General features: G+C 67.6%; 14 protein-coding genes. All 14 read left to right on the top strand.

Annotation, left to right across the window (positions count from 1 at the left end):
- Positions 1 to 4 precede the first annotated feature (4 nt).
- The 14 genes from ACT009_RS12715 (at position 5) to ACT009_RS12780 (ending at position 13,318) form a co-directional block, all read left to right on the top strand.
- Positions 5 to 544 (top strand): DUF1003 domain-containing protein, encoded by a 540-nt coding sequence (locus ACT009_RS12715; RefSeq protein ID WP_445191435.1) that lies wholly within the window; start codon positions 5 to 7, stop codon positions 542 to 544.
- A 29-nt stretch (positions 545 to 573) separates the two neighbouring features.
- Positions 574 to 1,317 carry a YebC/PmpR family DNA-binding transcriptional regulator gene (locus tag ACT009_RS12720; RefSeq protein ID WP_445191436.1) on the top strand — a complete coding sequence of 248 codons (744 nt, stop codon included), beginning with the start codon at positions 574 to 576 and terminating at the stop codon, positions 1,315 to 1,317.
- Between the two features lie 225 nt (positions 1,318 to 1,542).
- Complete coding sequence (ruvC, locus tag ACT009_RS12725; protein ID WP_445191437.1) at positions 1,543 to 2,049, top strand: crossover junction endodeoxyribonuclease RuvC; 507 nt, start codon at positions 1,543 to 1,545, stop codon at positions 2,047 to 2,049.
- Between the two features lie 97 nt (positions 2,050 to 2,146).
- The gene (locus ACT009_RS12730) at positions 2,147 to 2,968 is read left to right on the top strand and encodes a 2OG-Fe(II) oxygenase (RefSeq protein ID WP_445191438.1); all 822 of its coding nucleotides are present in this window, start codon (positions 2,147 to 2,149) and stop codon (positions 2,966 to 2,968) included.
- Between the two features lie 69 nt (positions 2,969 to 3,037).
- Positions 3,038 to 3,634 (top strand): Holliday junction branch migration protein RuvA, encoded by a 597-nt coding sequence (gene ruvA, locus ACT009_RS12735; RefSeq protein WP_445194092.1) that lies wholly within the window; start codon positions 3,038 to 3,040, stop codon positions 3,632 to 3,634.
- A gap of 47 nt (positions 3,635 to 3,681) precedes the next feature.
- Positions 3,682 to 3,933, top strand: coding sequence for a ribbon-helix-helix domain-containing protein (locus ACT009_RS12740; protein WP_445191439.1), 252 nt, complete (start codon positions 3,682 to 3,684; stop codon positions 3,931 to 3,933).
- On the top strand, positions 3,926 to 4,228 hold the full coding sequence (locus tag ACT009_RS12745; RefSeq protein WP_445191440.1) for a type II toxin-antitoxin system RelE/ParE family toxin: 303 nt from the start codon (positions 3,926 to 3,928) through the stop codon (positions 4,226 to 4,228). Before ACT009_RS12740 ends, ACT009_RS12745 begins: the two co-directional genes overlap by 8 nt.
- Complete coding sequence (gene ruvB, locus ACT009_RS12750; protein ID WP_445191441.1) at positions 4,225 to 5,247, top strand: Holliday junction branch migration DNA helicase RuvB; 1,023 nt, start codon at positions 4,225 to 4,227, stop codon at positions 5,245 to 5,247. Before ACT009_RS12745 ends, ruvB begins: the two co-directional genes overlap by 4 nt.
- Positions 5,248 to 5,476: 229 nt before the next feature.
- Entirely contained in the window at positions 5,477 to 7,750 is a 2,274-nt protein-coding gene (ptsP, locus tag ACT009_RS12755) for a phosphoenolpyruvate--protein phosphotransferase (protein ID WP_445191442.1), read from the top strand.
- 88 nt (positions 7,751 to 7,838) lie between these two features.
- Positions 7,839 to 8,708, top strand: coding sequence for a helix-turn-helix domain-containing protein (locus tag ACT009_RS12760; RefSeq protein WP_445191443.1), 870 nt, complete (start codon positions 7,839 to 7,841; stop codon positions 8,706 to 8,708).
- Between the two features lie 218 nt (positions 8,709 to 8,926).
- Entirely contained in the window at positions 8,927 to 9,856 is a 930-nt protein-coding gene (locus tag ACT009_RS12765) for a hypothetical protein (protein ID WP_445191444.1), read from the top strand.
- Positions 9,819 to 10,832, top strand: coding sequence for a tRNA lysidine(34) synthetase TilS (gene tilS, locus ACT009_RS12770; protein ID WP_445191445.1), 1,014 nt, complete (start codon positions 9,819 to 9,821; stop codon positions 10,830 to 10,832). Before ACT009_RS12765 ends, tilS begins: the two co-directional genes overlap by 38 nt.
- A gap of 88 nt (positions 10,833 to 10,920) precedes the next feature.
- Positions 10,921 to 12,888: an ATP-dependent zinc metalloprotease FtsH gene (gene ftsH / locus ACT009_RS12775; RefSeq protein ID WP_445191446.1), complete on the top strand. Its 1,968-nt coding sequence runs from the start codon at positions 10,921 to 10,923 to the stop codon at positions 12,886 to 12,888.
- A gap of 61 nt (positions 12,889 to 12,949) precedes the next feature.
- Positions 12,950 to 13,318, top strand: coding sequence for a hypothetical protein (locus tag ACT009_RS12780; protein WP_445191447.1), 369 nt, complete (start codon positions 12,950 to 12,952; stop codon positions 13,316 to 13,318).
- Positions 13,319 to 13,614 lie beyond the last annotated feature (296 nt).

The raw sequence follows: 13,614 nt of genomic DNA on the forward strand, positions 1-13,614 counted from the left end.
CCCAATGGCCAAGCTTGCGCTCGCCGATCTCGCCCTGCACCTGCTGCACAAGCCCGCCCATGCGCTCGACGAGGAAGAGCGCCGCGTCCTCGACAGCATCGACAGCGGCACGATCGTCAGCCGCGACGCCGCCGACGAATCGGATGCGCGCGCCAGCCTGGGCGACCGGCTCGCCGACAAGGTCGCGGCGGTCGGCGGTTCGTGGGGCTTCATCATCGCGTTCTCGGTGGTGCTGTTCGGCTGGATGCTGCTCAACACCGACGTGCTGGCGCGGTTCGGGGCGGCGTTCGATCCCTATCCCTACATCTTCCTCAACCTGATGCTGTCGACGCTCGCCGCGGTTCAGGCGCCGGTGATCATGATGAGCCAGAACCGGCAGGCATCGAAGGACCGGCTCGCCGCCAGCCTCGACTACGAGACCAATCTGCGCGCCGAGCTCGACATCCTGCGGCTCCACCACAAGATCGACGTCAGTGTCCTCGAACGGCTGGCCGCGATCGAGGAGAAGATCGATGGGCTGGCGAACCGCGCCCCTGCCGCCTAAAGGCAGGCGATACTCCGCTAGAGGCAATCATGGCAGGCCATTCCAAGTTCAAGAACATCATGCACCGCAAGGGTGCGCAGGATAAGAAGCGCAGCTCGCTGTTTTCCAAGCTGAGCCGCGAGATCACGGTGGCGGCGAAGATGGGCCTGCCCGATCCCGACATGAACCCGCGGCTGCGCGCGGCGGTGGCGGCGGCCAAGGCGGCGTCGCTGCCCAAGGACAATATCCAGCGATCGATCGACAAGGCCAGTCGCGGCGATGCCGAACTGTACGAGGAGATCCGCTACGAGGGGTTCGGCCCGGGCGGCGTCAGCCTGATCATCGAGGCGCTGACCGACAACCGCAATCGCACCGCGACCAACGTCCGCACCGCGGTGGCGAAGAACGGCGGCAATCTCGGCGCGAGCGGATCGGTGAGCCACGCGTTCGACCGGATGGGTCTGATCTCCTATCCCGCGAGCGTCGGCAGCGCCGATGCGGTGTTCGAGGCCGCGCTGGATGCGGGCGCGGAGGACGTGCAGTCGAGCGAGGACGGCCACGAGATCTGGACCGCGCAGGGCGATCTCCACGGGGTCGCCAAGGCGCTCGAGGCGGTGCTCGGCGAGGCGGAGGGCGCGAAGCTCGCCTGGCGCCCGCAGACGATGGTCGCGGTCGACGAAGGCGACGCGACGACGCTGTTCAAGCTGATCGATACGCTCGACGACGACGACGACGTGCAGACGGTGTGGGGCAATTACGAAGTGTCGGACGAGGTGATGGAGAAGCTTGGCTGAGTTGATAGGCCTAAGCGGCGACGCGGAGCAGAAGGTGCGCGCAGAGACGCGGAGGACGCAGAGGATGTTTCGCTCCGCGCAGCGGCTTTCATCATCGCCGACCAGCGACACCCGACTGTTCGCCGGCGCGACCCGATCTTCTGCTATCTCTCTGCGTCTTCCGCGTCTCTGCGCGCACAATCCTGTCTCCGTGCTCCCGGTACGACGGGTGAACCGGATCGGTTCATGATCATCCTCGGCCTCGACCCCGGCCTCGGCACCACCGGCTGGGGCGTGATCCACGCCGACGGCAACCGGCTAAGCCACATCGCCAACGGCCAGATCAAGACCGACCCGTCGATGGCGCTGCCGCGCCGGCTAACCAATCTTCACGCCGCGCTGATCGACGTCATCCTCGCCGAACGCCCGGACGGCGCCGCAGTCGAGGAGGTGCTCGGCAACACCAACGCGCAATCGACGCTCAAGCTGGGGCAGGCGCGCGGCGTCGTGCTGCTCGCCGCGGCTGGCGCGGGGCTGCACATCGGCGAGTATCACCCCTCGACCGTCAAGAAGGCGGTGGTCGGCACTGGGGGGGCGGACAAGCGGCAGATCCAGGCGATGATGGCGGTGCTGCTGCCGGGCGCCAAGCTCGCCGGCCCCGACGCGGCGGACGCGCTCGCGGTCGCGATCACCCACGCGCATCATCTCGCCAGCGCCCGCGCCATGGAGCGCCGCCGCAACGCCGGTGGCTGATTCTGGTACGCTCGCGGCCGCATCGGCCAAGAAACGGGTGGCGCTACGCCCGAAGCGCGCTTATTTCGCCGATGCTGCAGTGCGAAGGAATTGAGTGATGAGCTATGTTGAGCTGATCGACGTGCGGACCGGGTACATGGCGCCGATGGGCGGCCAGACGCTCGGCACCGAACTGACCGAGCGATATAACGCGGCGTCGCCCTTTCCGCACATCGTGATCGACGATTTCCTGCCCGCACCGCTGCTCGACAAGGTGCTGGCACATTGCGACCAGCTCAAGATCGACGAAGAGGCGGCGACGTTCGATCGGCCGCAGGAGCGGTTCAAGACCAGCTATCAGCCCGACACGCTCGACGACGATCTTCGCGCGCTGTTCTATTCGTTCAATTCGAAGCCGTTCATCAAGCTGATGGAGAACATCACCGGGATCAAGGGCCTGATCCCCGACCCTTATTTCATGGGTGCGGGTATCCACGAGATCAAGCAGGGTGGGCATCTGTCGGTCCATGCCGACTTCAACCACCACAAGCCGATGAACCTGGAACGGCGGATCAACGTGCTGATCTACCTGAACAAGGACTGGAAGAAGGAATATGGCGGCTCGCTCGAGCTGTGGGACGAGCCGATGACGACCCGTCATCACGACATCGTGCCGCTGTTCAATCGCTGCGTCATCTTCAACACCACGTCGAACAGCCAGCACGGTAATCCCGAACCGATCGCGCATCCCCAGGGAATCTCACGCAAGTCGATCGCGCTCTATTACTACACCTCGACCTGGGACGGATCGAAGCGCTCGCACACCACGCAGTTCCAGGTTCGTCCGGGATCGGCGGACAAGCGCGACTGGCAGGTGAAGCTGAACGAGCTGAAGAACGAACTGCTGCCGCCGATCATCGCGCGCCGCATCCGCTTCTGACGCGCCAACGCGTCAGAATGCCGCTTTTGCGAGGTGACGGCGCCGCATGCTTGCCGTACCGCGGCCGACGTGATCGCGCATCTGAAGGGCAGGCTTGACGCCACCGGCATCGACTATGCCGTGATCGATGTCGGCGGCGTCGGCTACATGGTCGGCGCATCGTCGCGGACGCTCGCCGCGATCGGGCCGGTCGGCGACGCCTGCACGCTGCATACCGAGATGCTGGTCGCGGAGGATTTCATCCGACTGGTCGGCTTCGCGCGCATCGACGAACGCGACTGGTTCCGCTTGTTGACCGGCGTGCAGGGGGTGGGCGCGCGGGTGGCGCTCGCGATCCTGTCGGCGTTCGAACCGGTCGATCTCAGCCGCGCGATCGCTTCGCAGGACAAGGCGATGGTGGCGCGCGCCAACGGCGTCGGCCCGAAGCTCGCCGAACGGATCGTGCGCGAGCTGAAGGACAAGGTCGGCGCGCTCGGCGTGGTCGCGGGCGCCGCGAGCATGCCGGCGCCGAGCGGGGCCGGCGCCGATGCGGTGTCGGCGATGCTCAACCTCGGCTTCCGCCCCGCCGAAGCCGCCAACGCCGTCGCGCTCGCCGAGGAGGAGCTCGGCACCGGCGCCACCCTCGACGCGCTCGTGCGGCTGGCGCTGCGCAAGGCGGCAAGATAGTGGCTTGTCCGCTGGACCCTTCGTCACCGCAAGACTATAACGGGAACATGGCGCACCTGGACATTTCCCTGCCGGCCGATCTTCAGCGTCATGTCGATGCGCGGGTCTCCCGCGAGGGGTTTACCGACACCGCCGACTATTTGCGCGCGCTGATCGAACGCGACCAACATCTCTACGAGGCCGACGTGCGCCGCGTCCGGGCGTTGATCGAGGAGGGGATCGCGTCGGGGATCGTCGATCGGGAGCCCGAAGACATCCTCGACGAGATCATCGCCGACATTCGCAAGCCGAATGGCTAAGCTCCGTCTTAGCACGAAGGCTCGGCGCGATTTGCAGGACATCGGTAGCGTAGGAACCCGCGAATACGGGGCGATCGCCTCCGCTGCGCACATCGAGGGATTTCGTCGCCTGTTCGGGCTGCTGCGCGACCAGCCATTCGGCGGACAGGAATGGCCGGATCTCGAACTCGGCGTACGATCATTGTCGCATCGGCCGCATCGTATCTTCTACCGGGTCGAGAGCGATTTCGTGATCATCGATCGCATCATCCATCAGGCGCGCGACGTCCGCCTTGTCTTGACGGAATCGCAATGACCGACGACCGCGTTCTCGATGCCGGGCGCCGGCCCGAAGATATCGACGCGGCGCTGCGGCCGAAGTCGCTCGACGATTTTGTCGGGCAGCGGGCGGCGCGGGAAAATCTTCGGGTGTTCATCCAGGCGGCGCGGGCGCGTGGGGATGCGCTCGATCATGTGCTGTTCTTCGGGCCGCCGGGGCTGGGCAAGACCACTCTGGCGCAGATCGTCGCGCGTGAGATGGGCGTGGGATTTCGCGCGACGTCGGGGCCGGTGATCGCGAAATCGGGAGATCTGGCGGCGCTTCTCACCAATCTCGAGGATGGCGACGTGCTGTTCATCGACGAGATCCACCGCCTGCAACCCGCGGTCGAGGAAGTGCTGTACCCGGCGATGGAGGATCGCGCGCTCGACCTGATGATCGGCGAGGGGCCGTCGGCGCGGTCGGTGCGGATCGATCTGCCGCGCTTTACGCTCGTCGGCGCGACGACGCGGCAGGGCCTGCTGACGACGCCACTGCGCGATCGCTTCGGCATCCCGGTGCGGCTGCAATTCTATACGGTCGACGAACTGGAGCGGGTGGTGACGCGCGCGGCGGGGCTGCTCGGGCTGGCGATCGCGCCCGATGGGGCTACCGAGATCGCACGGCGTGCGCGGGGGACGCCGCGGATCGCGGGGCGGTTGCTTCGCCGGGTGCGCGACTTCGCCGACGTGGCGGGGCATGCGATCGTCGATCGTGCCGCGGCCGATTCGGCGCTCAACCGGCTGGAGGTCGATGCGCTGGGGCTCGATGCGATGGATCGGCGTTATCTGACGATGATCGCCGACATCTATCGCGGCGGTCCGGTGGGGGTGGAGACGCTCGCCGCGGGGCTGAGCGAGCCGCGCGACACGATCGAGGAGGTGATCGAGCCTTACCTGATCCAGCTAGGGCTGGTGGCGCGGACGGCGCGGGGGCGGTGCCTCAACGCAGGCGGGTGGAAGCATCTGGGGCTGAACCCGCCCGCGGGCAACCAGGACGGGTTGTTTGACGGCTGAGGCGGCGAAAAGATCGGGTTCGCGCAAAGGCGCGGAGGCGCAAAGATGTCGCGCTTGCGACAGCGTCATCTATCACCTTTGACCTGATCACCCTGGCACCCGGCGTATCGGAGCTGCCGCTGCCCAGGACCGATCGACTTTGCGCCTTAGCGCCTTCGCGTGAACCAACCTTCCCCACAACGTAAGATGCCGCATGGCACCCGGCTTCAGCATCTGTTAGCTCAGCCGCATGCCCGTTTCGGCCGCCGCCTCCGCCCGCGAGATCCTGACCCGTCTTCACGACGTGATGGCGGGGCGCAACCCGGCGCAGGCCAAGCTCAACGCGGTCGTCGGGATCATTGCCGAGGCGATGGATAGCGAAGTCTGCTCGATCTACCTGCTGCGCGAGGGCGTGCTCGAACTGTTCGCGACGCGCGGACTGGCGCAGGAGGCGGTGCACGTCACCAAGCTGGCGCTGGGCGAAGGGTTGGTCGGCACGATCGCCGAGGATGTCGAGGTCCTCAACCTCGACGAAGCGGCGTCGCATCCCGATTTCGCGTACAAGCCCGAGACCGGCGAGGAACGCTATCACAGCTTCGCAGGCGTACCGATTATCCGTCGCGAGCGATCGGTCGGGGTGCTGGCGGTGCAGCATTCCGCACAGCGCAGATATCAGGACGTCGAGATCGAAGCGCTGCAGACCGTGGCGATGGTGCTGTCGGAGCTGATCGCGAACGCGGGGCTGATCGATACCGGCGCGGGCGGATCGAATCGCCCGCAATCGACCGCCGCGGTCCGCATCCCGGGGCAGAAGCTGGTCGAGGGCATGAGTTCGGGTTTCGCGGTGTTCCACCAGCCGCGGATCAACATCGAGCACACCGTCGCCGAGGACATCGATGCCGAGCGCCACCGCGTTTATGCGGCGTTCGACAAGATGCGCGAGGGCATCGACCGGATGACCCGCGATGCCGAGTTCGGCGTCGGCGGCGAACATGTCGAGGTGCTCGCGACCTACAAGATGTTCGCCTATGACGAAGGCTGGTCGCGGCGCATCAACGAGGCGATCGACAGCGGCCTGACCGCCGAGGCGGCGATCGAGCGGGTCCAGCAGCGCACCCGGCAACGGATGCGCCAGATCGACGATCCGCTGCTCGCCGATCGCATGCACGACCTGGAGGACCTGTCGAACCGGCTGCTCCGGATCGTGTCGGGCCAGATGGGCACCGCGGCGCAGCTCGGGCTGCGGCAGGATACCATCCTGATCGCACGGAACCTGGGGCCGGCCGAGCTGCTCGAATACGACAAGCGCCGGCTGAAGGGTGTGGTGCTGGAGGAAGGATCGCTGACCGCGCATGTCACGATCGTTGCACGGGCGATGGGAGTGCCGGTGCTCGGCCGGGTCCGCGACGTCCGGCGGCTGATCGCGGAGGGTGATCTGCTGCTGCTCGATGTCGTCGAGGGCAACGTGTTCGTGCGGCCGTCCTCGGCGATGGAGGAGGCGTTCGAGGCCAAGCTGGCGATGCGGCAGAAGCGCAAGGCGGCGTTCGCGGCGCTGCGCGACGTGCCGCCGGTCACCAGCGACGGGCACCGTGTGACGCTGATGGTCAATGCCGGGCTGCGCGACGACGTCGCCGCACTCGACATCACCGGCGCCGACGGCATCGGGCTGTTCCGCACCGAATTCCAGTTCCTGGTATCGGCGACGCTGCCGCAGCGCGAGCGCCAGCAGCGGTTGTACAAGGAGGTGCTCGACGTCGCGGGCGATCGCCCGGTGATCTTCCGTACTGTCGATATCGGCGGCGACAAGGCGCTGCCGTACCTCAACAAGGAGGATGCGGACGAAGAGAACCCGGCGATGGGCTGGCGCGCGCTGCGGCTGGCGCTGGAGCGCGACGGGTTGATGAAGGCGCAGGCACGCGCGTTGATCGAGGCGGCGGCGGGGCGGACGCTCAACGTCATGTTCCCGATGGTCTCGGAAGCCTGGGAGTTCGACGAGGCGAAGGCACTGTTCGAGGCGCAACGGGCGTGGCTGGCGGGGCGCGGGCGCAAGCTGCCGATCGAGATCCGCTACGGCGCGATGCTCGAGGTGCCCGCGCTTGCCGAACAGCTCGACTTGCTGCTGCCCAAGCTGCAGTTCCTGTCGGTCGGCACCAACGATCTCACCCAGTTCCTTTTCGCGGCCGACCGCGCGAACCCCAAGCTCGCCGAACGCTACGACTGGCTGAGCCCGTCGATCCTGCGGTTCCTGGCGCGGGTGATCGGGCCGTGTCGCGACGCCGGCGTCGCGCTGGCGGTGTGCGGCGAGATGGGGGGACGCCCGCTGGAAGCGATGGCGCTGATCGGGCTCGGCATCGATCGGCTGTCGATCACCCCGGCCGCGGTCGGGCCGATCAAGGCGATGGTCCGGTCGCTCGATCGCGCCGCGGTAAGCGCGTTCATGGCCGAGCTGCTCGCCGCGCCGCCGCGCGACATGCGCGGTGCGCTGTCGGCATGGGCGGCGCAGGCCGGCGTGGAACTCGCGTGACCCGCCGGTTTTCGGCGGTGGGGCGCGTTGACAGGGGGTGGGCGCTCTGGAACATGTGAGCGCGAACGAGAAACCGCAGGAGACGGGAATGGACGAGGTCGCACCCGGCCAGACGACCAGCACCGATGCGCCTGCGAGCGCGGGTGAGACGTTGCGCGCGGCGCGCGAAGCGCAGGGCCTGTCGCTGGCCGATATCGTCGCGCGGACGCGGATCCCGACGCGTCATCTCGAGGCGATCGAGATCGGCGATTACGGGAGCCTGCCGTCGTCGACCTATGCGGTCGGGTTCGCCAAGGGCTATGCGCGCGCTGTCGGCGCCGACGAGGTCGCGATCGCGGCGCAGGTCCGCGACGATGTGGGGCGGATGAGCCGCGCTGCGCATTACGTGCCGTACGAGACCGCGGATCCGTCGCGGGTGCCGTCACGCGGGATCGCCATCGTCGGACTGGGGATCGCGCTGGCGGTGGTGATCCTCGCCGCCTTGTGGTTCGGCACCGGGCTGTTCCGCGGCGGACCTGCCACCAACGAGCCGGTGATCGCTGATAGCGGCATGACCGCCCCGGCCGCCGCCCCGCCTGTCGCGCCACCGGCGCCGACACCGACCGGCGGGCAGGTGATTCTGGCCGCGACCGACGAGGTGTGGCTGCGGGTCTACGACGCCGACAACAAGACGCTGTATATCGGCACGATGAAGCCCGGCGAACGCTTCGACGTGCCCGCGGGTGCGCGCGATCCGATGATCAATGTCGGTCGACCGGACAAGCTGCAGGTGACGCTGAACGGCGCCGCGATGCCGCCGCTCGGCACCGGCGAACGACCGATCAAGGACGTCCGCGTCAGTGGCGAGGCGGTGTCGGCGCGGCTCGCGGGTGCAACGGCCGGGGCGGTGCAGACCACCCAGCCGGTGCCAGCGGCGAGCGGGGTCGCGATCGGGAATGCGGGCGCGGCGGCGGATTGATCAGCCCGCGTCGTCACCCTTCGGTGTTCGCTGCCTTGTGTCCCCGCGAAGGCGGGGACCCAGTACTGGGCTCCCGCCTTCGCGGGAGCACTGGAGGTGCTGACAAGGCGGCCGATGCTCCGGCCAGTCGCCGTAGAATGCTGAACGTCGGCCCTAGTACATCAGCGGCCGATGTCGTTAAGAACGCCGTGTCGGTGCCGATTTCGGGGTGTGTAACCATGCGTAATTTGATCATGTTCCTTGCAGTGACGACCGCGTTTCCGGTCACCGCGGCGGCGCAGAGCAACGTCGAGGGCCGTGTCGGCAAGCTCGAGAGCGAGATGCGCGCGGTACAGCGCAAGGTGTTCCCGGGCGGCGCGGTGCTGGTCCAGCCCGATATCCAGGCAGCGACCCCGACGACGCAGGTTCCCGGATCGCCCTCGGCGGGCGCGCTCGACGACTTGACCCAGCGGGTCGCGTCGCTGGAGCAGCAGCTCGCGTCGCTGACCGGGCAGGTCGAGCAGAACGGCTATGCCACCCGCCAGCTCCAGACCGCCTTCGATGCCTACAAGACCGCGACCGACGCGCGGTTGAAGGCGGTCGAGCCGAACGCGCCGCCGCCGCCCGCCGAGAGCGCCACCGACATGGGCGGACCCGGCGCCGGATCCGATGGGACGGCGCCGACGCGCCCGACCACGCGGCCCGAAGCGGCGACGCGCCCCGCCACCACCCCCGATCGTGCACGAACCGTGGCGGCGGTCGAGCGGCCGTCGAGCGGCGACGCGCCCGAGGACGAATATCTCTATGGCTACCGGCTTTGGCAGGCGAAGCTCTATTCCGAGGCCGAGGTGCAGCTGAAGAAGATGGTCGCGGCCTATCCCAAGCATCGCCGCGCCAGCTTCGCGCAGAACCTGCTCGGGCGCGCCTATCTCGACGACGGCAAGCCGAGCCTCGCGTCGATGGCGTTCTACGACAATTACAAGAAGATGCCCGACGGTGAGCGCGCGCCCGACAGCCTCTATTATCTCGCCCAGGCGCTGGTAAAGCTCAACAAGCCGGCGGACGCCTGCAAGGTCTATGGCGAGCTGACCGACGTCTATGGCGCCAAGATCTCCGGAAGCATGAAGGCCGATGTCGAGAAGGGCCGTACCGCCGCCAAATGCCAGTGACCCGCTCGACGGCATGGTCGCGCGGTTCGGGGACGACCTGACCCGCGCCTGTGGCGGCGTGCCTGCGGCGCCGTTGCTGCTGGCGGTGTCGGGCGGGCCCGACAGCATGGCGATGCTGGTGCTGGCGCTGGCGGCGCTGCCCGGCGGTATCGCGGCGGCGACGGTCGATCATGGGTTGCGCCCGGAAGCCGCGGCGGAGGCGGCGCTGGTGGCGGGATGGTGCGCAGATCACCGCGTGCCGCACCGGGTCCTGATCCCCGCCGCGCCGATCGCGGGCGCGAGCATCCAGGCGCAGGCACGCGGGGCACGCTATGCGCTGCTCGCGGCGCATGCCCGCGAGATCGGCGCGGGGTGCATCGCCACCGCTCATCACGCGGATGATCAGGCGGAGACGTTCCTGATGCGCGCGGCGCGTGGATCGGGGCTGGCGGGGCTTGCAGGCGTGCGCGTGCATACCCTCATCGAGGAGGCGGCGGTGGTGCGGCCGCTGCTCGACTGGCGGCGCGCCGAGCTTCGCGCGATCGTGCGGCGGCTGGAGGTGCCGTTCGTCGACGATCCCGCCAATCACGACCTGCGCCACGACCGGACACGGTTCCGGCGGCTGCTCGACGCCAATGAATGGCTCGATACGCCCAATCTCGCGCGGTCGGCGGCGGCGCTCGCCGAGGTGGATGCCGACGTGCGGGCCGCGGTCGAATGGCTATGGGAAGCGCACGCGGTGGTCGAGGGCGGCACCGTCCGGCTACGCGCCGATGGCCTGCCACGCGAGTTGCGCCGCCGGTTGGCGCGTCGTGCGATCGCGGCGGTGCGCGCGGCGGCGGGGATCGAGGCGCCGGCCTGGAGCGATTCGGCCAATATCGAGCCGTTGCTCGATTCGCTCGCGGCGGGGCGGCGGGCGACCCAGGCGGGAGTTTCGGTGTCGCCGGCGATGGGCGAATGGCGATTCAGGGGCGCACCGGCGCGCCGTTCACACTGATCGACGAAGAAGGTTCGCGTTCGAAGCGGGTTTGTTCCATTGCCATTAACCTGCCTGCGCTTATCTTGGCTCACGAAAGGTCTTGTGCATGAGCGATAACGACAAGCGGCCCGGTCAGGACGACAGCGGCGGCAACGGACCCAATCCGTGGATGAAGAGCCTGCTGATCTGGGTCGGCATCCTGCTGGCCCTGGCGCTTTTCGTCACGATGTTCGACGGACGCCCGGCGGCGGGATCGGGCAACACGATCGCCTATTCGACCTTCCTCGACAAGGTCGACGAAGGCACGGTGAAGGACGTCAACATCTCGCGCGACATCATCTCCGGGACGTTGTCTTCGGGCGAGAAGTTCCGCGCCTACCCGATCCAGGATCCGACGCTCGTTCCCAAGCTGCGCGAGAAGAACGTGATGATCGCGGCGAAGCCCGAAGAGGGCACGTCGATGTGGATGGTGCTGCTGTACCAGTCGCTGCCGTTCCTGCTGTTCCTCGGCATCGCGTTCTTCGTGCTGAAGCAGATGCAGAAGAATTCGGGCGGCGGCGCGATGGGCTTCGGCAAGAGCCGCGCTCGAATGCTGACGCAGAAGGAAGGCAAGGTCACCTTCGCCGACGTCGCGGGCATCGACGAAGCGCGCGAGGAGCTGGAGGAGATCGTCGAGTTCCTGAAGGACCCGACCAAGTTCGCGCGACTGGGCGGCAAGATCCCGAAGGGCGCGTTGCTGGTCGGTTCGCCCGGCACCGGCAAGACGCTGCTCGCCCGCGCGATCGCGGGTGAAGCCGGCGTGCCGTTCTTCACCATCTCGGGCTCGGACTTCGTCGAGATGTTCGTCGGCGTCGGCGCCAGCCGCGTCCGCGACATGTTCGAACAGGCCAAGAAGAGCGCGCCGTGCATCGTCTTCATCGACGAGATCGACGCGGTCGGCCGGCATCGCGGTGCCGGGCTCGGCAACGGCAACGACGAGCGCGAACAGACGCTCAACCAGCTGCTCGTCGAGATGGACGGGTTCGAGGCGAACGAAGGCATCATCATCATCGCCGCGACCAACCGCCCCGACGTGCTCGATCCCGCGCTGTTGCGGCCGGGCCGGTTCGACCGGCAGGTCGTGGTGCCGCGCCCGGACATCGAGGGCCGGATCAAGATCCTCGAAGTCCATATGAAGAAGACCCCGCTCGCCCCCGACGTCGATTCGCGCACGATCGCGCGCGGCACGCCGGGCTTCTCGGGCGCGGATCTCGCCAACCTCGTGAACGAGGCGGCGCTGACCGCGGCGCGCAAGGGCAAGCGGCTGGTGGCGATGGCGGAGTTCGAGGAAGCCAAGGACAAGGTCATGATGGGCGCCGAGCGCCGATCGATGGTCATGACCGAGGACGAGAAGCGGATGACCGCCTATCACGAGGCCGGGCACGCGATCGTCTCGATCCACGAGCCGGCGTCGGATCCGATCCACAAGGCGACGATCATCCCGCGTGGCCGTGCGCTGGGCATGGTGATGCGGCTGCCGGAACGCGACAGCTACAGCTACCACCGCGACAAGATGTACGCGAACCTCGCGGTGTCGATGGGCGGGCGCGTCGCCGAAGAGGTGATCTTCGGTTACGACAAGGTCTCGTCGGGTGCGTCGGGCGACATCCAGTATGCAACGGGTCTCGCCCGCGACATGGTCACGAAATGGGGCATGTCGGACAAGGTCGGGCCGGTGGAATACGCCCAGCCCGAAGGCGAAAGCTTCCTCGGCTATTCGTCGTCGCAGCCGGTGCGGATGTCGAACGCGACCGCGCAGCTGATCGACGACGAGATCAAGAACATCGTCGAAGGCGGGCTCGCGCGCGCCAAGCACGTGCTGTCCGAACATATCGACCAGCTGCACCTGCTGGCCGGCGCGCTGCTCGAATACGAGACGCTGTCTGGCGACGAAATCCTCAAGCTCGTCGCGGGCGAGGAGATCGGCCGTCCCGATCCGGGCGCGAAATCGTCGGTGCCGCGGGCCGGGACCTCGATCCCCAAGACGCGGCGGCCCTCGGGCCCGTTCGGCAGCCCGACCCCGCTCGGTGCCTGAACGGTTCAGCGATCTGCAATGACGGGTTGCCTATCGGCGGCGCTCCCCTGGAGTGCCGCCGATGTTGCGTAGACTGCCCCTGATCCTCGTCGCCACCGCGCTGGCCGCCGCCCCCGCGAGCGCGGCGATGAACGTCGCCACCTTCCTCGCCCGCGCCGATGCGCTGAAGGCGCAAGGGGTCGGCGCGATCATGTCCCCCGATTTCCAGGTGCTGCGCGCGGAGGCTAAGGGCGCCACGACTCAGCTGAAGGAAGAGCGTGCAGCGCGCGAAGCCGCGGGCAAGCCGCCGATCGCGTGCATCCCCGAGGGAGAGTCGGTCGGGATCATGGCGATGTTGGACGGGCTGGCGGCGCTATCGCCGGCGGAGAAGAAGCTGTCGTTGAAGGATGGCTATGCCAAGGTGTTGGCCAAGCAGTATCCGTGCCGATGACGCTGGGGCGATGGGGTGGGGCTCTTCCTGTCCTCGCCGAGACGAGCTGCCCCACGTCCTTGTGTCCCCGCGAAGGCGGGGACCCAGTACTTGGCTCCCGCCTTCACGGGAGCACATGCGAAAGTCGCAGCAGGCCAATTTATCTTCGTCACCCCGGACTTGATCCGGGGTCCCGCATTGCAGTGAGCCCAAAGGCTGGTGCTCCTGCGGTTCAGCGGGACCCCGGATCAAGTCCGGGGTGACGAGAAGTTTTCCCACAGGTCTCGCTTTTGCGAGAGAACAAGAAGGCGAAGCCG

The organism is Sphingomonas sp. Tas61C01, from assembly GCF_052567495.1.